The organism is Sphingorhabdus sp. (genome assembly GCF_050921905.1).
GTDB lineage: Bacteria > Pseudomonadota > Alphaproteobacteria > Sphingomonadales > Sphingomonadaceae > Sphingorhabdus_B.
On the sequence record NZ_CP050888.1, the window covers coordinates 481,575 to 499,524 of the forward strand.

Consider the following 17,950-nt stretch of genomic DNA (forward strand, 5'->3'; position numbering starts at 1 on the left):
CCGAGTTCGGTGATAAACAATAATTCCCCCGGTCATGTTGGTCCTTAATCGGGAGGGTTAAATTGCCAATTCCCCTCAGTTGGCTTGTGTTGTCCTGGGCTCGGGTTCTGCCATGATCGATGCGTCAAACGCGGATCGTGGCGGGGGTTACGCCGAAACGTCCATCGGGTCGCAACCTGACCCTAATCTTTTCAACCTGCCTGTATTTTTCTCGGCCTGATATTCAGTGCCGTTCAAACCCGGCCATGAACCTTGTCATCGGTGTTGTCGCGGGCGGTTCAAAAATAAAACCTCGAAGTGATTGATATATTATCTTTATTTTTTGCGCTTTTCGGCAAAAGGCGTTAAAAAATGAGGAGAATCACTTTGAGGAAAAATGCATGATGTGTCGCTTTCTGCTTGCTGCATTGCTGTTGACGGGATCGGCATTTGCCCAAACGCCGCCGCCCGTTGCGGCAACCACGCCTGCTGCGCCACCAAGCGTGGAGGCATTTGCCAGCCTGCCATTTGTGGCAGTGCGCTGAACTGTCGCCGGTTAACGCCATTGCGAAGATCAAGGCACCATTGATGCTGATCTATGGAAAGCGGGATGTGACGGTCGATCATGTCCAGTCGCAAAAAATGTTCAATGCCATGACCAAGGCGGACAAAGCGGTCGAATTTGTCTCGCTCCCGCTCGCCGACCATTATTTTACGCGTGAGGCAGACCGGATCAAATTGCTGTCGTCGATGGAGGCATTTTTGGCAAAGCATAATCCCGCCTCATGATCTTGCGCGGCGGCAAAGCTTGCTAAAGTAGGCTTTGTCCCGCTACAGCGCGGGCATGAACCCCATCATCCTTGTCATGTCGGGCGGAGCCATGGGCGCAGCCTTGCGTTATGGCCTGTCCCGCGCCTTGCCCGTTGGCGCTGCTGGCTGGCCATGGCCTACCTTTGCGGCAAATGTCGCGGGCGGGCTATGCATGGGTATATTGGCAATGTGGTTGATGCGCGGGGACAATGCGGCGGAACCGTTGCGTCTGTTTCTGGGTGTGGGCGTATTGGGCGGGTTTACGACATTCAGCGCCTTCAGCCTTGAAATGGCGCAGATGGTGCAACGCGGGCAGATGGGCCTTGCGGCAATCTATGCGCTGGCGTCGGTAGTATTGGCGCTTGGCGCAATTTTCGCTGGTATGGCGATAGCAAAGGCAATTTGGGCATGAGCAAGAATGACGATAAGGGCATACGACAATTTGTCGTCGCCCCTGATGATGATGGCATAAGATTGGACCGCTGGTTCAAGCGGCATTTGCCCGATGCGTCGTTCAACATCGTGTCGCGCTGGGCGCGCACGGGGCAATTGCGCGTAGATGGCAAGCGGGCCACGCCGGGTGACCGGTTGTTGGCCGGACAGACTTTGCGCGTTCCGCCTGCGGATACCTCTGCATCCTCCAGCGCACGGCCCGTGCGTAAGCGCCGTGACCTGACCGAAGACGAAATGGAATTCGCGCTGAGCATGGTCATCCACAAGGATGATGCTGCTTTGGTGATTAACAAGCCAGCCGGCCTTGCGACACAGGGTGGAACCAAGACCGAGAACCATGTTGACGGCTTGCTCGATGCCTTGGGCTTTGAACTTGATAACCGGCCAAAGCTTGTCCATCGTTTGGACAAGGACACATCGGGCGCGTTGCTGCTTGCGCGGACATCGCGGTCGGCGGGGCATTTTGCTAAGGCATTTTCGTCGCGCACCGCGCGCAAGGTATATTGGGCGTTGGTCGTCGGCGTGCCGGACATTGCCGATGGTTTCATTGACCTGCCCATCGGCAAGCAACCGGGCAGCGGCGGTGAAAAAATGCATGTCGACGAAAAAGACGGGCAATCGGCGCGCACCCGCTATCGCATCGTTGAACGGGCGGGCAACGCAACCGCCTGGGTCGAATTGCAGCCTTATACTGGCCGCACGCACCAGTTGCGCGTGCACATGGCCGCGATTGGCCATCCGATTGTCGGCGACGGCAAATATGGCGGCAAGGACGCGTTTCTGACGGGCACGATCAGCCGCAAAATGCATCTCCACGCCCGCCGCATCCGCATTGACCATCCCGCAGGCCATCAAATCGACGTTCGTGCGGATCTGCCCCCGCATATGAAGGCCAGCTTTGACGATTTGGGCTTCGATATGGAATTGGGCGATGCTTTGGTTTTGGACGCGCCTAAGTTCAGCGAAACCGCCGAAGGCAAAAAGCGCGTTGCAGCCAACATCGCCAAGTCGGCGCGTAAAGAACGCAAGGGCGAACGCCGCTCGCGCGGTTCGGTGTCCGACAAACCCCAGGATAATAAACGCAGCCAAATGGCCGCTGGCAAGAAAATCGCGGCGAAGAAGCCGGTGATTAAGAAGGCCGTGACGGGTAAAGCGCTGGCAAAAAGGACCCCTGCGAAAAAGCCTGCTGGGAAGAAATAGGTTTTATGTCTTCGTGTCTTTGTGCGAACCTTCTTGCTTTTTTGGTTCGCACGAAGACACGAAGGCAGGAAGATGTCGCTTTCTACGGCCTCCTATCGTTATGCTGATGACGTCCTCCTTTTCGTCACCCTGAACTTGGTTCAGGGTCTATCGTGCCAAACGACCGGCGGTTGCGGTGGAGAAATGGACCCTGAACCAAGTTCAGGGTGACGGGTAAGGGTTTTAGGTGACGGGTAAGGGTTCAGGGTGACTTCGCTTAGGAATACCCACGCAACTTCCCTCTCGTCATGCTGAACTTGTTTTAGCATAAAGGGCATGGGTTTGAGATTCTGACGGGTCGTCAGAACGACGAGGGGGGAACGAACAACATGTATTTTTGTGGGATTATGATGCAACTTGCCCTTTGGATAGCTGCCGTACCTTTACTTATGTGCACATTGTTGAAAGCAGGTAGCTAGATATGCATCCAAATGCTGCATTCGCTTGGGAGGATCGCAATGCGTTGCGGGTCTTTGCGCAGGATATAGGGTTTGGCATGCTCTTCATGGCCACCCCAGAAGGTCCGCGTGTGGCGCATCTGCCGTTCGTTTTTCTGGCGGAGGATCGGCTTGGTTTTCATTTGGCGCGTAACAACGCGATGACGAAATATCTGGATGGCGCAGAAGCATTGTTTGTTGTGAACGGTCCGGACGGTTACATCAGCCCGGATTGGTATGGCATGGATAATCAGGTTCCCACCTGGAATTATTGCGCCATAGAGATGCAGGGCAATATGCGCCAAATGGACGCGGCGGCGCTTATCGCCCAATCCGATGCGCTTAGTCTATTTCAGGAATCGAAATTGGCGCCAAAACCGGTTTGGAACCGATCGAAAATGGCAGACGGTTATTTCGAAAAGATGCTTCGGGGCATAGTCGGCTTTAATATGGACATCACCGCGTGGCGCGGCACATCTAAGCTCGGGCAAAACAAGCCCGACGCCGTGCGCAACGCCGCTGCCGACGGTGCCGAGCGTGCAGGCAAGCGCGATATCGCTGATTTGATGCGCAATCTGCGGTGACGGTGAAAATCGCCATATTTGATTGCGACGGGACTTTGGTCGATAGTCAGGCCAATATCTGTATGGCGATGGAGCATGCGTTTGAGGGTGCGGGGCGCACGCCGCCGCTGCGGCAGGATATACGGCGCGTGGTTGGGCTGTCTTTGGTGGAATCGATGCGGGTGTTGTTGCCCCATGCCGATGACAAAACCCATGATGAGTTGGCCGAACATTACCGAGGCGCTTTCCTCAACCTGCGCAACAATGGCTTGGTCGATGAGCCATTATATGACGGCATGGCGGCTTTATTGTCCGAACTGGACGAAGACGGATGGAAGCTGGGCGTGGCGACGGGCAAGTCCGATCGTGGGCTGATCCGCTGTTTGGACCATCATGCGATTACGGGCTTGTTCGTCACGCTGCAAACCGCCGACCGCCACCCGTCCAAGCCGCACCCGTCGATGGTGTATCAGGCACTGGCCGATGTGGGCGCGGACGCACGCAATGCAGTGGTCATTGGCGATACCGTGTTCGACATCCATATGGGCCGTGCGGCCGGAACGCGCACCGTGGGCGTCAATTGGGGCTATCACCGCGTTGCAGAGTTGCGCGAAGCAGGGGCAGACTATATTGCCGAAAGCATGGACGATCTGAAGGCCTATCTAAAGGATTTTGCATGACGCCAATCGATGAGAAGGCCCGCGCAGAAATGCAGGCGCAATATCGCTTTCTGGTCATCAACTTGTGCCGGATCACGGGCGCAATCATGCTTGTCGTGGGCCTTGCCGTCATCGCGCGGGAGGCGTTTGGACTGCCCAAGGCGGCGGGATATCTGTTGTTTCTGGTCGGTATACTCGACTTTCTTTTCGTGCCTGTAATCCTGTCCAAAAGATGGAAAAGTAAACCCGGTCTATGAGGCGGTTTTGGAAAGCGGTTACGCTTGAACCCACCCCCTTGGGCCAAGCCGTCAGGCTCGACGGGCGTCCAGTAAAGACACCCACGGGCAATGCGCTCGCGCTGCCGACGCAGAAAATGGCGGACGCGGTGGTGGCCGAGTGGGAAGCGGTGGAAAAAACGCTCAACCCGATAGTGATGCCCGTGACCGGCTTTGCCAATGCCGCCATTGACCGGATCGCTCCGGATCAGGCTGGCTTTGCCGCCGCCATCGCCGCATATGGCGAGACCGACCTATTTTGCTATCGCGGCGCAGCAGGCGAGGCTCTTGCCGAGCGGCAGGCACAGATTTGGGACCCTTGGCTGGATTGGGCGAAAGCGCGCTATGACATCAGCTTCGTGATTGTCGAAGGCATCATGCACCAGCCGCAACCCGCCGCAACGCTGGACACATTGCGCGGGGTCGTCACTGCGCGCGGCACGTTTGAACTGGCGGCAATGGCGAAGCTTGCGCATTTGTCGGGGTCGCTCGTTGCAACCTTGGCGGTCGTTGAGCGCGCTGGCACGCCCGAAGACATTTGGAACGCCGCTTGCCTCGATGAGCTTTGGCAGGAAGAGTTATGGGGCGCCGACCATTGGGCGCAAAAAAACCGCAGCGACCGCGCCGGTGAATTCATGGCTGCGGTCCGCTTTCTCGACCTGCTGACGCCGGGAACATAGGTGAATACCCATCTCGCAGGGGGTGACCAGAGCGGGTAACGGCGCGTTGCATATAAGGATTTAGCCATGACCGACAGCGCGACATTCACCTTACGCCCCATTCCCAAGGCGGCCTTTATCGCTGGCTATGCCGGATTATTGCCGCAGATTATTGCTGCCGCGATGGTGGTGTCGGGTTCCGAATATCGCTGGACCGGTCTTGCTTTGGCTTATGGTTATGCCGCATTTATCTTCAGCTTCATTGGCGGCATGTGGTGGGCGCTTGGCGCGACCACGCGCCGGGATGACGCGTCGGCCAATGGCATATTTGCACTTGCCGTTGCGCCCAGCTTGCTGGCTCTTGCGACCTATGCGCCATGGATTTTGGGATGGGAATGGCCCGGCCCGTCGATGGCATGGCTTGGGTTTTTCCTTTTGCTATCGCCCTTGGCGGATCGCTGGCTGTCGGCGCGCTGTGCCTTGCCAGCGGGCTGGATGAAGTTGCGCTGGCATTTGTCGATTGGGCTGGGCGGATTGACCCTGTTGCTGGCGGGGTTGGCGTAAGTCGCGGCCCTAAGTCGCAGCAATGTCACGGACAAAGCCGATCAGGCCCTTTTGCCGCCGCCGTTTCATGCGTTCGGCCGCGAGTATTTGCCGCACTTTTTCAAAACAGGCCTGCACATCATCGTTGATAAGCACATAGTCATAGCCGTCCCAATGCCCGATTTCCGCCTTTGCGCGGCTCATTCGGTCGCTAATGACGGCTTCGCTGTCCTGCGCGCGGCTTAATAACCGGCGCTCCAGCTCCTCAATCGATGGGGGCAAGATGAAAACGCGCACGACGTCGGGGCCCGCCTCTTGATATAATTGCTGCGCGCCTTGCCAGTCGATGTCGAACAGGACATCGCAACCTGCCGCAAGCTTTTTCTCAACGGGGGCCTTTGGCGTGCCGTAGCGGTTGCCAAAAACATGCGCCCATTCCAGAAATTCGCCGTCAGCCGCCATTTGCTTGAATGTCGCGACATCGGTGAAGTGATAATGCACGCCCTCAATTTCGCCGGGCCGGGGGGGACGGGTTGTGTAGGATACCGACAAGGCGATCTTTTCATCGGCATCCAGCAACATGCGCGAAAGCGTGGACTTGCCAGCCCCGGAAGGCGACGAAAGGACGAACAGGAGGCCGCGGCGCTCCAAGTCATACGGCTTATGGGTGTCATTATGGGCCATAGCCGCTACTGCGCGAAAGGGCAGGGCGGCGTCAAGAGGGAAGCGCGGTCGGCGGGTGACGAAAGCTGGTTAGGCGTCCTTGCGCTCTTTGCTTTTGTCATAGATGGTTTTGGCCACAATTGCGCCGCCGACGAGCAACAGGCCCGGAATCGAGCGGGTCGCCAAGCGCGTAGCCACCAGACCAATGCCAGCGCCGAGCAAGCCATGACCCTGCTTGCGTCCAATAACTTCGCCAATAACGGCTCCTGCGATGGATTTTAGCATATTCTGTGTCCATATCCCTTAAATGTCGTCATCCTGAACTTGTTTCACCTGCGGTGACTGACGTTCCAGGATCTTACTTAAATCGCCACCGTCAAAAACTAAGATGCTGAAACAAGTTCAGCATGACGGTGCAATGCCTTAGGGTCAGGACCTATTAAATCCACCTTCGCGGCGTCAAAATGGCAAAGATATCGAAGCAAAATGTCCGCCGCAGGCAGCTATTCTGCCTGCAAGGGCATTTTGCTTTGAGATCAAAGCCATTTTGGCGTCCTTCGGATTTGACCCATACTGTCCATTGCCACGTTGGCAAAGCTAGACTTAGAACCACTAAGCCTGCGCTTTGCCGCCTTGCACTGAACAGTATGGCCTCAAACCGCGAAGGTGGATTTAATAGGTCCTGACCCTAAACCATATCCACTGGCCTGACATGGGTATCGAAAGTGGCTTCGTCAACCAGTCCAGATGCCAACGCCGCTTCGCGCAGGGTGGTTCCGTCGCGATGCGCCTGTTTGGCGATCTTGGCGGCATTGTCATAGCCGATGATCGGCGCGAGCGCGGTGACGAGCATGAGCGATCTGTCGACCAAGTCCGCGATGCGCACACGGTCGGGTTCAAGGCCATCGACGCAGTTTTTGGCAAAGCTTTCCATGCCGATGCTAAGCAGTTCAATCGAACGCAGGACATTTGCACCAATCATCGGTTTGAACACATTCAACTGCAAATGCCCCTGCATTCCGCCAATCGTAACCGCCTGATGATTGCCGATGACTTGTGCGGCCACCATGGTCAGCATTTCGCATTGCGTCGGGTTGACCTTGCCGGGCATGATCGAACTGCCCGGTTCATTTTCGGGCAGAATGAGCTCGCCAAGCCCGGCGCGCGGGCCGGAGCCAAGCAAGCGAATGTCGTTGGCGATTTTTGTTAGCGAGACGGCAAGCGTATTCAAGATGGCGGACATTTCGACCAGCGTGTCGTGCGACGCCAAAGCTTCAAATTTGTTCGGCGCGCTGACCCATGGCACCCCGCCGGTCAGGGCGGCGAGTTCGGTACAGAAATCTGTGCCGAAATTTGGCGGCGCGTTTAAGCCGGTGCCAACCGCAGTTCCACCTTGTGCGAGCCGCGAAAGCCGTGGCCATATGCCGACAATCCGGTCTGCGCTGTCACCGAGCATCGCGACATAGGCCGAAAATTCTTGGCCCAATGTCAAAGGCGTCGCGTCCTGCAGATGCGTGCGTCCAATCTTGACGATATTGGCCCAATTTTCGGTATGGATCGCAAAAGCCGCTGCCAATGCCCGAACGGCCCTTAACAATTGGTCGCGTGCCGCCATGGCGATGGCTATATGCATCGCCGTTGGAAAGCTGTCGTTCGACGATTGGCTCATATTCACATGGTCATTGGGGTGCACGGGCGATTTGCCGCCACGTGTTCCGGTCAATGCCTCATTGGCAATCCCGGCGATAACCTCATTCACGTTCATGTTCGATTGCGTGCCGCTGCCGGTCTGCCAGATGGTCAGCGGGAATTGATCGTCATGCTTTCCGGCGACGACTTCCGCTGCCGCCGCTTCAATGGCGTCGGCCAGCGTCGGATCCAGCCCATGCTTACGGTTAACCCGCGACGCGGCTTGTTTTACCAATGCCAGCGCATGCACAATCGCCATCGGCATGCGTTCATGCGCAGGGAAGGGGAAGTTGGCGATGCTACGCTGCGTCTGCGCGCCCCAATAGGCGTTTGCGGGGACGTCAATGGGCCCAAAACTGTCGGTTTCCGTGCGGGTTTGCCCCGTCACTTTTTCCGTCCAAAGTCCACGCTGACGACGTTGGAGCCGTCTTCGACCACGACGGAGGGGCCGTCATTGCCGGCTTCTTCGTGCGGTTCAGGGGCGCTTTCACCTGCGTCAACGTGGAACTGTAACGCGAAGTCCACGGCTGGGTCCACAAAGGCGGTGATCGCGGAATAAGGGATGAACAGATGCGACGGGATCTGGCTGAACGACAGGCCAACTTCGAAATGCTCTGCCTCCACCTTTAGGTCCCAATATTTGTGCTGGAGCACGATAGTCATCTCGTCAGGGAAGCGTTCATGCAGGTGTTGCGGAATGGAAACGCCAGGGGCTTGAGTCTTGAAAGTAATGTAGAAATGATGATCGCCCGGTAGGCCATCGCGCGCGACATTGCCGAGCACACGGCCCACCACCGCGCGCAATGCCTCTTGCACAACGTCATCATAAGGAATCAGGCTATCAACATGCTCTTCGGTCATCGCTTCTAGGTGGACCGACGGGAGCCCGAAATCAAGACGCTTATTGCCGCAAGCCAACTTGCCAAATGCGCTAGTGCGGCTATATCGGCGGCCATGCGTACAGGCTCTATCAGTCGAAAGACGAATGAAACGTCCATTGATGTTGAGGTTAACCTTGACGGCACTGGTGTGTATGAAGTGTCAACGGGCATTGGCTTTCTCGACCATATGCTTGAGCAATTGTCGCGCCATTCGTTGATCGATTTGAAGGTGAAGGCGATAGGCGACCTGCATATCGACCAGCATCATACCACTGAAGATACGGGCATCGCCATTGGCGAGGCTGTGTTACAGGCATTAAGCGATAAGCGCGGTATTACCCGTTATGGCACGGCCTATGCTCCGATGGACGAAACCTTGACGCGTTGTGCGCTCGACATTTCGGGGCGGCCTTATTTTGTGTGGAAAGTATCGCTTGGCATGCCGCGCTTGGGCGAATGGGACACCGAGCTGATCGAACATTGGTTCCATAGCTTTGCCACCAGCGCGGGCATCACGTTGCATGTCGAAAATCTATATGGTTCGAACAACCACCATATTGTTGAAAGCTGTTATAAGGCTTTGGCCCGCGCCTTGCGCCAAGCGGTTGAGATCGACCCGCGCAAGGCGGATGCTATCCCGTCGACTAAGGGGACGTTGTGAAACCTGCCTTAATGCCAGCGCCGCGTCGCTCCAGCGCAGGCTGGAGCCTATCTCGCCTGTCGTGCATGAACGATAGACGTGATGGACCAGCGGCAGGTCGGATTGTCCCCCGGACAATCCTTGAACATGCGGGGCATGTTCAACGTGCCACTCCTACGCTGGGGTGACGATAGTTTGTAAATGACCGGACTTGCTCTCATAGATTATGGCGCGGGGAACCTGCATTCGGTGCATAATGCGTTGAAGGCGGCGGGCGCGACCGATATTCGCGTGACCGCTGATCCCGCTATCGTTGCCAAGGCCGACCGTATCGTTCTGCCCGGCGTAGGCGCCTTTGCGCATTGTATGGAAGCTTTGTCTGTCATTGAAGGCATGACCGCCGCGATGGAACAGCGCGTTCGGTTCGAAGCGACACCGTTTCTAGGCATTTGCGTGGGGATGCAGTTGCTCGCCGACGAAGGCGTTGAGCATGGAAGCACGCGCGGGCTGGGTTGGATTGGCGGCACTGTGCGCGCGATTGCGCCCGCGCCGGATCTGAAAATCCCGCATATGGGTTGGAATGATGTGGTGCCGCGGGACGGCGCGCCGTTGATAGAGCGCGGCGAAGCTTATTTCCTACATGGCTATCACTTTGATGCAGCGGACGCCGCCGATGTGCTGGCTACGACGGAACATGGCGGCACTCTCGTCGCTGCTGTAGGCCGCGGCAACATAATGGGTGTGCAATTTCATCCGGAAAAAAGCCAGGCTTATGGCATCAATTTTCTGAAACATTTTCTGGAATGGATGCCGTGACCAAAACGCACAAACATGTTCCTGCCTTTGTGCCTTTGTGCGAACCAAATTTATCACGCAGAGGCGCAGAGACGCAGAGACGAGAGAGTTTGTTATGATAGTCTTCCCCGCGATTGACTTGAAGGGTGGCGAGGTTGTGCGCTTGGCCGAGGGCGATATGAACCGCGCGACGGTCTATGCCGATGATCCGGCGGCGCAGGCGATGTTGTTTGCCGAACAAGGCGCACAATTTCTGCATGTGGTTGATCTCGACGGTGCGTTCGCCGGGCGGCCTGAAAATGCCGAAGCGGTGGAGGGGATCATCGAAAATTTCCCCGGCTACATCCAATTGGGCGGCGGCATTCGCAATCCGCAGACGGTGGAACGCTGGTTCGACATGGGCGTCGCGCGGCTGGTGATTGGCACGGCGGCGCTAAAAAACCCGGCATTTGTGAAGAACATGGCGCGCGAATTTGCGGACGGTATTGTTGTCGCAGTCGACGCGCGCGACGGGTTTGTCGCGACTGAGGGCTGGGCCGAGACATCCGACATGCCCGTCATCGATCTGGCCCGCCGCTTCGAAGACGCGGGCGTTGCGGCTATCTTGTTCACGGATGTTGGCCGTGACGGGATGCTAACCGGTTGTAATATAGACGCGACGGTTGACTTGGCGCGACGGGTGCATATACCCGTGATCGCCAGTGGCGGGGTGAAGGGCATTGATGACATCCATATGCTGTCGCTACATGCGAAGGACGGCATTGAAGGCGTGATTACGGGCCGTGCGATTTATGACGGGCGGCTGGATCTGGCGACGGCGATTAAGGTGGGAGCACAAAACTGATGTATATTTTTGTCGACATCTTCGTTGCATTGCTTTGTGGGTGGATTGCGGTGTCCGCGTTTCGCGCGAGCACCTTCTCATTTTCGTTTACCACAGTTGCAAAGTCCGAAAAGCCAGCCTTGTTTTGGGGCCTCATGTTTTTGATCAGCCTTCTAGCAATTTGGAATAGTTATCAAGTTGTTACCGCATTGTTATGACCGTCCGCGTCCGCGTCATTCCTTGTCTCGACGTTTCCAATGGCCGCGTGGTCAAGGGCGTGAACTTTGTTGACCTGCGCGACGCCGGTGATCCGGTAGAGCAAGCACAGGCCTATGATGCGGCGGGTGCGGACGAACTTTGCTTTTTGGATATCGGCGCAAGCCATGAAGGGCGCGGCACGATCATTGACGTGGTCCGGCGGACGGCAGAAGTATGTTTCATGCCGCTGACCGTCGGCGGCGGCGTGCGCAGCGCAGAGGATGCGCGGGCGTTATTGCTGGCGGGCGCGGACAAGGTCGCGGTCAACAGCGCAGCGGTGGCGCGGCCAGAGCTTGTCGCGGATATCGCGGCACGTTTCGGCAGCCAGTGCGTGGTGGCATCGGTGGATGCGCGGCGGACGCGCAGCGGATGGGAAATCTTCACTTATGGTGGCCGCAATCCAACCGGCATTGACGCCCTCGAACATGCCGTCAGGCTCGCCGAACTTGGCGCAGGCGAATTGCTGGTGACGAGCATGGACCGCGACGGCACGCGCGATGGCTACGACCTCGCACTCACCCGCGTAATCGCGGATGCGGTCAACATCCCAGTCGTCGCCAGCGGCGGTGTTGGCAATCTCGACCATCTGGTAGCTGGCGTGCGCGAAGGCCATGCCAGCGCGGTTCTGGCGGCGTCGATATTCCATTTCGGCCAATATAGCATCGCGGATGCACATGCGGCGTTGCGGGCGGCGGGGTTGCCGGCGCGCGCCTGACCTGCGACGCAAAAAATTCGCTCCCCGAGTCCTTGACCTGTCACAAAAACACCCTATCTGGGCTGTATTAGCACTCGTCCTGTATGAGTGCTAATATACATTCATTGCCGTCCTCTGCTTCATGCAGGCGTGGCGGGATGGCGAAACAAAAAAAGGATAGTTCAACATGGCATTTCGTCCATTGCATGACCGCGTTCTCGTCCGTCGGGTCGAGGCCGAAGCAAAAACCGCTGGTGGAATCATCATCCCTGATACAGCTCAGGAAAAGCCACAAGAAGGCGAAGTCGTCTCGGTGGGTTCGGGTACACGCGCCGATGACGGCACCGTAACGGCGCTCGACGTGAAGGCGGGCGACAAAATTCTGTTCGGCAAATGGTCGGGCACCGAAGTCAAGATCGACGGTGAAGACCTTTTGATCATGAAGGAATCGGACATTTTGGGAATCGTTTCCTAAGCAACTGACGTGCTTCCCGGCGCAGGTCGGGATCCAGTCCAAGCGTTCGAATCTGGACCCCAGCCTTCGCTGGGGAACACAACATAATTCAGTCTCCAGCCTTCGCTGGGGCACACACTTAAAGGAAAAATATCATGGCTGCTAAAGACGTGAAATTCGGCCGCGATGCGCGTGAACGCATCCTGCGCGGCGTAGACATCCTCGCCGATGCGGTGAAGGTGACTTTGGGTCCAAAGGGACGCAATGTTGTCATCGACAAAAGCTTTGGCGCACCTCGCATCACCAAGGACGGCGTTACCGTCGCCAAGGAAATCGAACTGAAGGATAAGTTCGAAAATATGGGCGCGCAAATGGTCCGCGAAGTTGCTTCGAAGACCAACGACATTGCCGGTGACGGCACGACCACTGCCACCGTTTTGGCACAAGCAATCGTGCGCGAAGGCATGAAGTCGGTTGCAGCGGGCATGAACCCAATGGACCTGAAGCGCGGCATCGACACAGCGGTAAACGCGGTTGTTGCTGACCTTGTTAAGCGTTCAAAGCCAGTTGCGGGTTCTTCGGAAATCGCACAGGTCGGCACAATCTCTGCCAATGGTGAAGCTGAAATCGGTAAGATGATTGCAGATGCCATGGAGAAGGTTGGCAAAGAAGGCGTCATCACCGTCGAAGAAGCCAAGGGCCGTGAAAGCGAGCTCGAAGTTGTCGAAGGTATGCAGTTTGACCGCGGTTACCTGTCGCCATATTTCATCACCAACACCGAAAAAATGTCGGTCGAGTTGGACAACCCATATATCCTCATCCACGAAAAGAAGCTCGGCAACTTGCAAGCCATGTTGCCAATCCTCGAAGCTGTGGTGCAGTCGGGGCGTCCATTGCTGATTATCGCAGAAGACGTTGAAGGCGAAGCGCTTGCCACTTTGGTTGTCAACAAGCTGCGTGGCGGCTTGAAGATTGCTGCGGTGAAGGCACCTGGCTTTGGCGATCGTCGCAAGGCGATGTTGGAAGATATCGCGATCCTCACCAAGGGTGAAATGATCAGCGAAGATCTGGGCATCAAGCTTGAAACCGTTACCTTGGGCATGCTTGGCCAAGCCAAGCGCGTCACCATCGACAAGGACAACACCATCATCGTCGACGGTGCTGGCGAAACCGATGCGATCAAGGGCCGCGTAGAAGCGATCCGTGCGCAAATCGAAAACACCACGTCGGATTACGACAAGGAAAAGCTGCAAGAGCGCTTGGCGAAGCTCGCCGGCGGTGTTGCCGTGATCAAGGTCGGTGGTTCGACCGAAGTCGAAGTGAAAGAACGCAAGGACCGCGTTGATGACGCGCTACACGCAACCCGCGCAGCGGTTGAAGAAGGCATCGTCCCCGGCGGCGGTACGGCACTTCTGTACGCTACAAAGGCTCTCGAAGGCCTTAAGGGCGTCAATGACGACCAGACACGTGGCATCGACATCATCCGCAAGGCTATTGTCGCTCCATTGCGTCAGATCGCGGCCAATGCTGGATATGACGGCGCAGTTGTTTCGGGCAATTTGTTGCGCGAAAATGACGAGACCATGGGCTTCAACGCATCAACCGATGTGTATGAAAACCTCGTGGCCTCGGGCGTTATCGACCCTACCAAGGTCGTTCGCACTGCATTGCAAGATGCGGCATCGGTTGCTGGTCTGTTGATCACCACCGAAGCTGCTATCTCCGACGCACCAGAAGACAAGGCCGGTGGCGCTGGCGGCATGCCAGGCGGCATGGGCGGAATGGGCGGCATGGGCGGTATGGACTTCTAAGTCTAAACCCTCAGCGCACGCTGAGACAAAACGGGCCGGAGGGGAAACCTTCCGGCCTTTTTTTATGCCGGAACCCAATTGCCGTGAAAGCCGGGCGGGATGCGGTGCGGGATGTGGATGATGGCTTGAGGAGCGGCTTCGAAATTAGCTGCGTTCAGGATCACCAGATCGGTCGTCTGCGCCGCAATGTTCACAACATAGCCCATCAGCCAACCATCATCCTCCGCCTTCGCCGCTTGCTTTGGCACAAAAACAAACTCGCCGGGGATATGGCCCGAACCGAAATCATGGACTTGGCGAGCGCCAGCCTCAAGGTCATGCTTGTACAGCTTTGACTGGTTCGGCGAGGCCCCGTCAAAGCCATCGGGCAGCGACATCGTATAGGCAAACCGGTACGGCTTACCGATGCGTGTCTCATTGGGGCGAGGAAATTCTTGGGAATCTGGGTCAATTACCATGCGCGCGGTGCTGCGTGCGGCTGGATTTATCGTCCAGCGTTCAAACGGGACGCGCGCTGAATCCGGGCCGATTTTGCTTTCGGCAAACATCGTATCATGCGCGCAGACATCCATGATGACTGTGCCGTCTTCGGCCTCAAAAGCGTTGCAGGGGTGGAACACATAACACGGCGCGACGTCGCACCAGATTACATCGTCGCTGCTGCCTTCCTTTGGAAGCAGACCGATGCGCGCCTTGTGCGCGGGGTTCCATGCATAAGGAAAAGGATGGCCTGCGAGTAATGTCTTCATGGAAAAGGTCACGGGTAAATCGAGGATGATCACATAGTTTTTGGTGATCATACAATCGTGGATCGACGGGCCATCTTGTACGCGGATTGGTTCCTCGCGGCGGACCTTGCCTTTGGCATCGACGACTACATGCCAGATCGTGTCGGCGATATCGCCCTTATAGGTAATCGCATGCATTTCACCGCTGTCATGGTCGAAATGCGGATGCGCAGAGAAAGCATTTTTGAGCGTCCCGCCAAAAGGATCAAAGGCGATGGTTTCAAGTTCCTCGTTAATCCGCACAGGATAGCCACCTGCCTCGACAATCGCCCATGTCTCGCCAGCATGGCCCAGGACATTGGTATTGACCGTATCAAAGGTGCCGTTGCGTGGCCCCGGCGCATCGGGAAGGCCGAGCGCCTTAGTGACTTTGCGGCTCTTGATCCAGCGGTTGCGGTACCATAATGCTTTGCCGTCATGCAGCCGCACGCCATGCACCATGCCGTCGCCGGTGAACCAGTGATAGGCGGCGGGGTTTTCGGGAGCCGCCGGATTGGGACCGATGCGAATATAGCGACCGTCCAGTTCGCTCGGGATGCTGCCGGTTACTTTCAAGCTCTCGAGCGTTAGTTCCGCCTCCATTGGCGCATGAATACCCGTTAGATAGGGATTGGGTTTATCCGCTTTCATCCGGTCGCGATTAAAATCGGCAATCTTGGTCACACCTTTGCTCACAACGGCGCGGATCAATGTTTCGACTGCACTTGCCATAACAACATCCTTTGCTTGAACTTCGACTCATTAAAGTTTACGGTGATAACATGATGATCAAAGGTAACGGTGTCAACATAGAATCTGAACCGCGACGCTATCATCATGGCGACCTGCGCTCAGCTCTTGTCGCGGCTGGATTGGAGCTCCTTGCGAGCCGGGCTGCCGATGAAATGTCGTTGCGCGAGGTGGCGCGGGCCGTGGGGGTTAGCGCGACGGCCGTCTATCGCCATTTTCCCGACAAACAGGCGTTGTTGTTCGAGTTGTGCGAACACGGCGCGCAGCAACTGTGCGAAAATCAGCGCAATGCAATGGCTGGCAAGACGCCAAAAACTGCATTAGAGGCATCGGGCCGCGCCTATATCTTATTCGCATTGGCCAATCCCGGATTATACCGGTTGATGATGGCGACCAAACCGTCGATTAAATATATTGATGCCAATGACAGCGCAATGGACAATGCCATGCAATTGCTCAAAGATTGCGTTGCAAATGTGTTGCCGACCAATGCCACTGCCATGGAGCACGAAGTCGCGGCGCTGCATGCGTGGTCGTTGGTCCATGGTATTTCGATGTTAATGCTGGACGAATTGGTTGCACCGGACGGCAAAGTCATTGATGCACTGCTGGAGATACCGCTTAATTTTGTTTAGCCCGCCATCTGCTGCAACATTTCGCCCATTTTCTGGTGCAGCATGTTCATGCCCTTTAAAGGGCGGACCATGACTTTGAAATGGGTGATCAGGCCGTCATCATCGCAGGTGATCATGTCAATGCCGTTGATAGCAACGCCGTCGATGACGGTTTGAAATTCGAGGATTGCGCTGTTCTCCCGGTGCCATTCGCCGACATATTTGAATTCCGCATTGCCCAGCGTATGTCCCGCCGCCGCCAGATATTTGGCGGTGATCGCCTTGCCCAGTTGGGGCGTGTGGACAACGGGGCTTTCGAAAATGCAATCATCGTGCAAAATCGCGGCGATGGCATCTACATCGCGTGACAAGGCGACTTTGTGCCAGATTTCAGCGGGGTTATGTGGCATTAACTGTTTCTCTCATACCGCAGTGCTGAGCCTGTCGAAGCGCGCCTGTCGGGTGGGGGGGGCAGCGCTACAACTGACAAGCGCCCTTCGACGGACGCAGCCGCTTTGCGACTGCTGCTCAGGGCTCCGATGGTTATCAATAACCAAGGTCGAGGTCCACCATTGGCTCAAGCGCTTCGCCCTTGCGATAGCGTTCGAGATTTTCGAAGAAGCGCGTCGCCGAGCGGACAAACATCTTGTCCTGCGCGCGGCCGGACAGATGCATGGTGACATGGGCATTGTCGAGGCTCCACAATATATGATCTGCGGGTAAAGGCTCCGGCGTGGTGACGTCCAGAAACGCGTTGGCGATGTGCTTGGCTTGCAATGCGGTGACCAAAGCGTCCTGATCAACAACCGACCCGCGCGCGATGTTGATTAATGTTGCGCTGGGTTTCATCGCGGCAAGCTCGGCAGCGCCAATCATATTGTCGGTTTCCGGCGTTGCGGGAACGGCGAGGATGATCCAGTCAAAATCGCCTAACTGCGCCCGCCATTGGTCGGGCGTCAGCATATTTGGCCCCGGCGAGCGGCGAACGACCGTCACATCAACGCCAAAGGGTTTGAGGCGTTCTTCGATCAGCTTGCCAATCGCGCCATAGCCCAGCAGCAATGCCTTTGACCCGAACAGTTCAACCTTGCCCGGCGAATCCTGCAACCATTCACGCCGTTCCTGCGCGCGCACGACTTCGCGATAGTTTTTGGCGACGGTCAGCATGCCCATCACCACATATTCGGCGATGGTGATGGCGTTAATACCCGCGCCATTGGTGACAACGCAGCCTTGCGCCTTTAACTGCTGTAGCGGCATGCCGTCGACGCCGGCATAAATGCTGTTGAGCCATTTCATGTGGGTCGCGGCACCGATGACCGTGGCCATGTCGCCCTTGTCATACATGTCGAACCAGCCAATCTCGGCCTGCGGCGCAAGCGCAAGCGCCTCATCCTTGGACATGAAGAAATGCGGATCAATCCAGTTGGGCAAACGCGGTTCAATCAACGGACGCACAAGGCCCGACATGACGAGTTTCGTTTTGGTCAATTT

Annotated in this window: 23 protein-coding genes; 16 read left to right on the plus strand and 7 right to left on the minus strand. The window is 56.6% G+C overall.

What is annotated here, in order from left to right; all coding sequences use genetic code 11:
• Positions 1-380 precede the first annotated feature (380 nt).
• The 9 genes from HEQ18_RS02295 to HEQ18_RS02335 all read left to right on the plus strand — a co-directional run bounded on the left by HEQ18_RS02295 (position 381) and on the right by HEQ18_RS02335 (position 5,638).
• Positions 381-524: a hypothetical protein gene (locus HEQ18_RS02295; RefSeq protein WP_432815365.1), complete on the plus strand. Its 144-nt coding sequence runs from the start codon at positions 381-383 to the stop codon at positions 522-524.
• A 43-nt stretch (positions 525-567) separates the two neighbouring features.
• Entirely contained in the window at positions 568-768 is a 201-nt protein-coding gene (locus HEQ18_RS02300) for a prolyl oligopeptidase family serine peptidase (protein WP_432815366.1), read from the plus strand.
• Positions 769-823: 55 nt separating this feature from the next.
• Positions 824-1,201: a fluoride efflux transporter CrcB gene (gene crcB, locus HEQ18_RS02305; protein ID WP_397603086.1), complete on the plus strand. Its 378-nt coding sequence runs from the start codon at positions 824-826 to the stop codon at positions 1,199-1,201.
• Positions 1,198-2,442 (plus strand): RluA family pseudouridine synthase, encoded by a 1,245-nt coding sequence (locus HEQ18_RS02310; RefSeq protein ID WP_432815367.1) that lies wholly within the window; start codon positions 1,198-1,200, stop codon positions 2,440-2,442. Before crcB ends, HEQ18_RS02310 begins: the two co-directional genes overlap by 4 nt.
• Positions 2,443-2,902: 460 nt before the next feature.
• Entirely contained in the window at positions 2,903-3,502 is a 600-nt protein-coding gene (locus HEQ18_RS02315) for an FMN-binding negative transcriptional regulator (RefSeq protein WP_432815368.1), read from the plus strand.
• Entirely contained in the window at positions 3,499-4,161 is a 663-nt protein-coding gene (locus HEQ18_RS02320; RefSeq protein WP_432815369.1) for an HAD-IA family hydrolase, read from the plus strand. The genes HEQ18_RS02315 and HEQ18_RS02320 overlap by 4 nt, the downstream gene beginning before the upstream one ends.
• Entirely contained in the window at positions 4,158-4,397 is a 240-nt protein-coding gene (locus HEQ18_RS02325; RefSeq protein ID WP_432815370.1) for a hypothetical protein, read from the plus strand. Before HEQ18_RS02320 ends, HEQ18_RS02325 begins: the two co-directional genes overlap by 4 nt.
• Positions 4,394-5,095 carry an ATP12 family chaperone protein gene (locus HEQ18_RS02330; RefSeq protein WP_432815371.1) on the plus strand — a complete coding sequence of 234 codons (702 nt, stop codon included), beginning with the start codon at positions 4,394-4,396 and terminating at the stop codon, positions 5,093-5,095. The genes HEQ18_RS02325 and HEQ18_RS02330 overlap by 4 nt, the downstream gene beginning before the upstream one ends.
• A 66-nt stretch (positions 5,096-5,161) precedes the next feature.
• Complete coding sequence (locus HEQ18_RS02335) at positions 5,162-5,638, plus strand: DUF3429 domain-containing protein (protein WP_432815372.1); 477 nt, start codon at positions 5,162-5,164, stop codon at positions 5,636-5,638.
• 9 nt (positions 5,639-5,647) lie between these two features.
• Here the strand turns inward: HEQ18_RS02335 and gmk are convergent, their stop codons facing one another.
• From gmk to HEQ18_RS02355, 4 genes are all read right to left on the minus strand, one after another.
• A complete protein-coding gene (gmk, locus tag HEQ18_RS02340) occupies positions 5,648-6,301 on the minus strand; it encodes a guanylate kinase (RefSeq protein ID WP_432815373.1) in 654 nt (217 codons plus the stop codon).
• A 69-nt stretch (positions 6,302-6,370) separates the two neighbouring features.
• Positions 6,371-6,565: a hypothetical protein gene (locus tag HEQ18_RS02345; protein WP_397602484.1), complete on the minus strand. Its 195-nt coding sequence runs from the start codon at positions 6,563-6,565 to the stop codon at positions 6,371-6,373.
• Between the two features lie 403 nt (positions 6,566-6,968).
• On the minus strand, positions 6,969-8,357 hold the full coding sequence (gene fumC / locus HEQ18_RS02350) for a class II fumarate hydratase (RefSeq protein WP_432815374.1): 1,389 nt from the start codon (positions 8,355-8,357) through the stop codon (positions 6,969-6,971).
• Positions 8,354-8,830, minus strand: a complete 477-nt coding sequence (locus HEQ18_RS02355; protein ID WP_397580390.1) for an SspB family protein — start codon at positions 8,828-8,830, stop codon at positions 8,354-8,356. Before HEQ18_RS02355 ends, fumC begins: the two co-directional genes overlap by 4 nt.
• A gap of 93 nt (positions 8,831-8,923) precedes the next feature.
• Between HEQ18_RS02355 and hisB the strand changes: the two genes are divergently transcribed.
• The 6 genes from hisB to groL all read left to right on the plus strand — a co-directional run bounded on the left by hisB (position 8,924) and on the right by groL (position 14,325).
• Entirely contained in the window at positions 8,924-9,511 is a 588-nt protein-coding gene (gene hisB, locus HEQ18_RS02360) for an imidazoleglycerol-phosphate dehydratase HisB (RefSeq protein WP_397580391.1), read from the plus strand.
• A 180-nt stretch (positions 9,512-9,691) separates the two neighbouring features.
• On the plus strand, positions 9,692-10,306 hold the full coding sequence (gene hisH, locus HEQ18_RS02365) for an imidazole glycerol phosphate synthase subunit HisH (RefSeq protein ID WP_432815375.1): 615 nt from the start codon (positions 9,692-9,694) through the stop codon (positions 10,304-10,306).
• Between the two features lie 94 nt (positions 10,307-10,400).
• Positions 10,401-11,129 carry a 1-(5-phosphoribosyl)-5-[(5-phosphoribosylamino)methylideneamino]imidazole-4-carboxamide isomerase gene (hisA, locus tag HEQ18_RS02370; RefSeq protein WP_432815376.1) on the plus strand — a complete coding sequence of 243 codons (729 nt, stop codon included), beginning with the start codon at positions 10,401-10,403 and terminating at the stop codon, positions 11,127-11,129.
• A gap of 193 nt (positions 11,130-11,322) precedes the next feature.
• On the plus strand, positions 11,323-12,081 hold the full coding sequence (gene hisF / locus HEQ18_RS02375) for an imidazole glycerol phosphate synthase subunit HisF (protein WP_432815377.1): 759 nt from the start codon (positions 11,323-11,325) through the stop codon (positions 12,079-12,081).
• Positions 12,082-12,247: 166 nt separating this feature from the next.
• Positions 12,248-12,535: a co-chaperone GroES gene (groES, locus tag HEQ18_RS02380; RefSeq protein ID WP_295442258.1), complete on the plus strand. Its 288-nt coding sequence runs from the start codon at positions 12,248-12,250 to the stop codon at positions 12,533-12,535.
• A 134-nt stretch (positions 12,536-12,669) separates the two neighbouring features.
• Positions 12,670-14,325 carry a chaperonin GroEL gene (gene groL / locus HEQ18_RS02385; protein ID WP_295490368.1) on the plus strand — a complete coding sequence of 552 codons (1,656 nt, stop codon included), beginning with the start codon at positions 12,670-12,672 and terminating at the stop codon, positions 14,323-14,325.
• 62 nt (positions 14,326-14,387) lie between these two features.
• On the opposite strand, the gene HEQ18_RS02390 is transcribed toward groL, so the two are convergent.
• A complete protein-coding gene (locus HEQ18_RS02390; protein ID WP_432815378.1) occupies positions 14,388-15,824 on the minus strand; it encodes a carotenoid oxygenase family protein in 1,437 nt (478 codons plus the stop codon).
• A 50-nt stretch (positions 15,825-15,874) separates the two neighbouring features.
• Here HEQ18_RS02390 and HEQ18_RS02395 point away from each other — a divergent pair, with 50 nt between their 5' ends.
• A complete protein-coding gene (locus HEQ18_RS02395) occupies positions 15,875-16,477 on the plus strand; it encodes a TetR/AcrR family transcriptional regulator (RefSeq protein WP_397602478.1) in 603 nt (200 codons plus the stop codon).
• Here the strand turns inward: HEQ18_RS02395 and HEQ18_RS02400 are convergent.
• Positions 16,474-16,866: a nuclear transport factor 2 family protein gene (locus tag HEQ18_RS02400; RefSeq protein WP_432815379.1), complete on the minus strand. Its 393-nt coding sequence runs from the start codon at positions 16,864-16,866 to the stop codon at positions 16,474-16,476. The genes HEQ18_RS02395 and HEQ18_RS02400 overlap by 4 nt on opposite strands.
• Positions 16,867-17,002: 136 nt before the next feature.
• On the minus strand, positions 17,003-17,947 hold the full coding sequence (locus HEQ18_RS02405; protein ID WP_432815380.1) for a D-2-hydroxyacid dehydrogenase: 945 nt from the start codon (positions 17,945-17,947) through the stop codon (positions 17,003-17,005).
• Positions 17,948-17,950 lie beyond the last annotated feature (3 nt).

What these genes read in the sequence shown, in the direction of transcription:
- groES (WP_295442258.1), top strand. Translation starts at nt 12,248, where the DNA reads ATGGCATTTCGTCCATTGCATGACCGCGTTCTCGTCCGTCGGGTCGAG.
- HEQ18_RS02390 (WP_432815378.1), bottom strand. Translation starts at nt 15,824, where the DNA reads ATGGCAAGTGCAGTCGAAACATTGATCCGCGCCGTTGTGAGCAAAGGT.
- HEQ18_RS02300 (WP_432815366.1), top strand. Translation starts at nt 568, where the DNA reads ATGCTGATCTATGGAAAGCGGGATGTGACGGTCGATCATGTCCAGTCG.
- hisA (WP_432815376.1), top strand. Translation starts at nt 10,401, where the DNA reads ATGATAGTCTTCCCCGCGATTGACTTGAAGGGTGGCGAGGTTGTGCGC.
- HEQ18_RS02395 (WP_397602478.1), top strand. Translation starts at nt 15,875, where the DNA reads ATGATGATCAAAGGTAACGGTGTCAACATAGAATCTGAACCGCGACGC.
- hisF (WP_432815377.1), top strand. Translation starts at nt 11,323, where the DNA reads ATGACCGTCCGCGTCCGCGTCATTCCTTGTCTCGACGTTTCCAATGGC.
- HEQ18_RS02310 (WP_432815367.1), top strand. Translation starts at nt 1,198, where the DNA reads ATGAGCAAGAATGACGATAAGGGCATACGACAATTTGTCGTCGCCCCT.
- hisH (WP_432815375.1), top strand. Translation starts at nt 9,692, where the DNA reads ATGACCGGACTTGCTCTCATAGATTATGGCGCGGGGAACCTGCATTCG.
- HEQ18_RS02295 (WP_432815365.1), top strand. Translation starts at nt 381, where the DNA reads ATGATGTGTCGCTTTCTGCTTGCTGCATTGCTGTTGACGGGATCGGCA.
- gmk (WP_432815373.1), bottom strand. Translation starts at nt 6,301, where the DNA reads ATGGCCCATAATGACACCCATAAGCCGTATGACTTGGAGCGCCGCGGC.
- HEQ18_RS02335 (WP_432815372.1), top strand. Translation starts at nt 5,162, where the DNA reads ATGACCGACAGCGCGACATTCACCTTACGCCCCATTCCCAAGGCGGCC.
- HEQ18_RS02355 (WP_397580390.1), bottom strand. Translation starts at nt 8,830, where the DNA reads ATGACCGAAGAGCATGTTGATAGCCTGATTCCTTATGATGACGTTGTG.
- HEQ18_RS02345 (WP_397602484.1), bottom strand. Translation starts at nt 6,565, where the DNA reads ATGCTAAAATCCATCGCAGGAGCCGTTATTGGCGAAGTTATTGGACGC.
- HEQ18_RS02315 (WP_432815368.1), top strand. Translation starts at nt 2,903, where the DNA reads ATGCATCCAAATGCTGCATTCGCTTGGGAGGATCGCAATGCGTTGCGG.
- hisB (WP_397580391.1), top strand. Translation starts at nt 8,924, where the DNA reads ATGCGTACAGGCTCTATCAGTCGAAAGACGAATGAAACGTCCATTGAT.
- crcB (WP_397603086.1), top strand. Translation starts at nt 824, where the DNA reads ATGAACCCCATCATCCTTGTCATGTCGGGCGGAGCCATGGGCGCAGCC.
- HEQ18_RS02330 (WP_432815371.1), top strand. Translation starts at nt 4,394, where the DNA reads ATGAGGCGGTTTTGGAAAGCGGTTACGCTTGAACCCACCCCCTTGGGC.
- HEQ18_RS02325 (WP_432815370.1), top strand. Translation starts at nt 4,158, where the DNA reads ATGACGCCAATCGATGAGAAGGCCCGCGCAGAAATGCAGGCGCAATAT.
- groL (WP_295490368.1), top strand. Translation starts at nt 12,670, where the DNA reads ATGGCTGCTAAAGACGTGAAATTCGGCCGCGATGCGCGTGAACGCATC.
- HEQ18_RS02400 (WP_432815379.1), bottom strand. Translation starts at nt 16,866, where the DNA reads ATGCCACATAACCCCGCTGAAATCTGGCACAAAGTCGCCTTGTCACGC.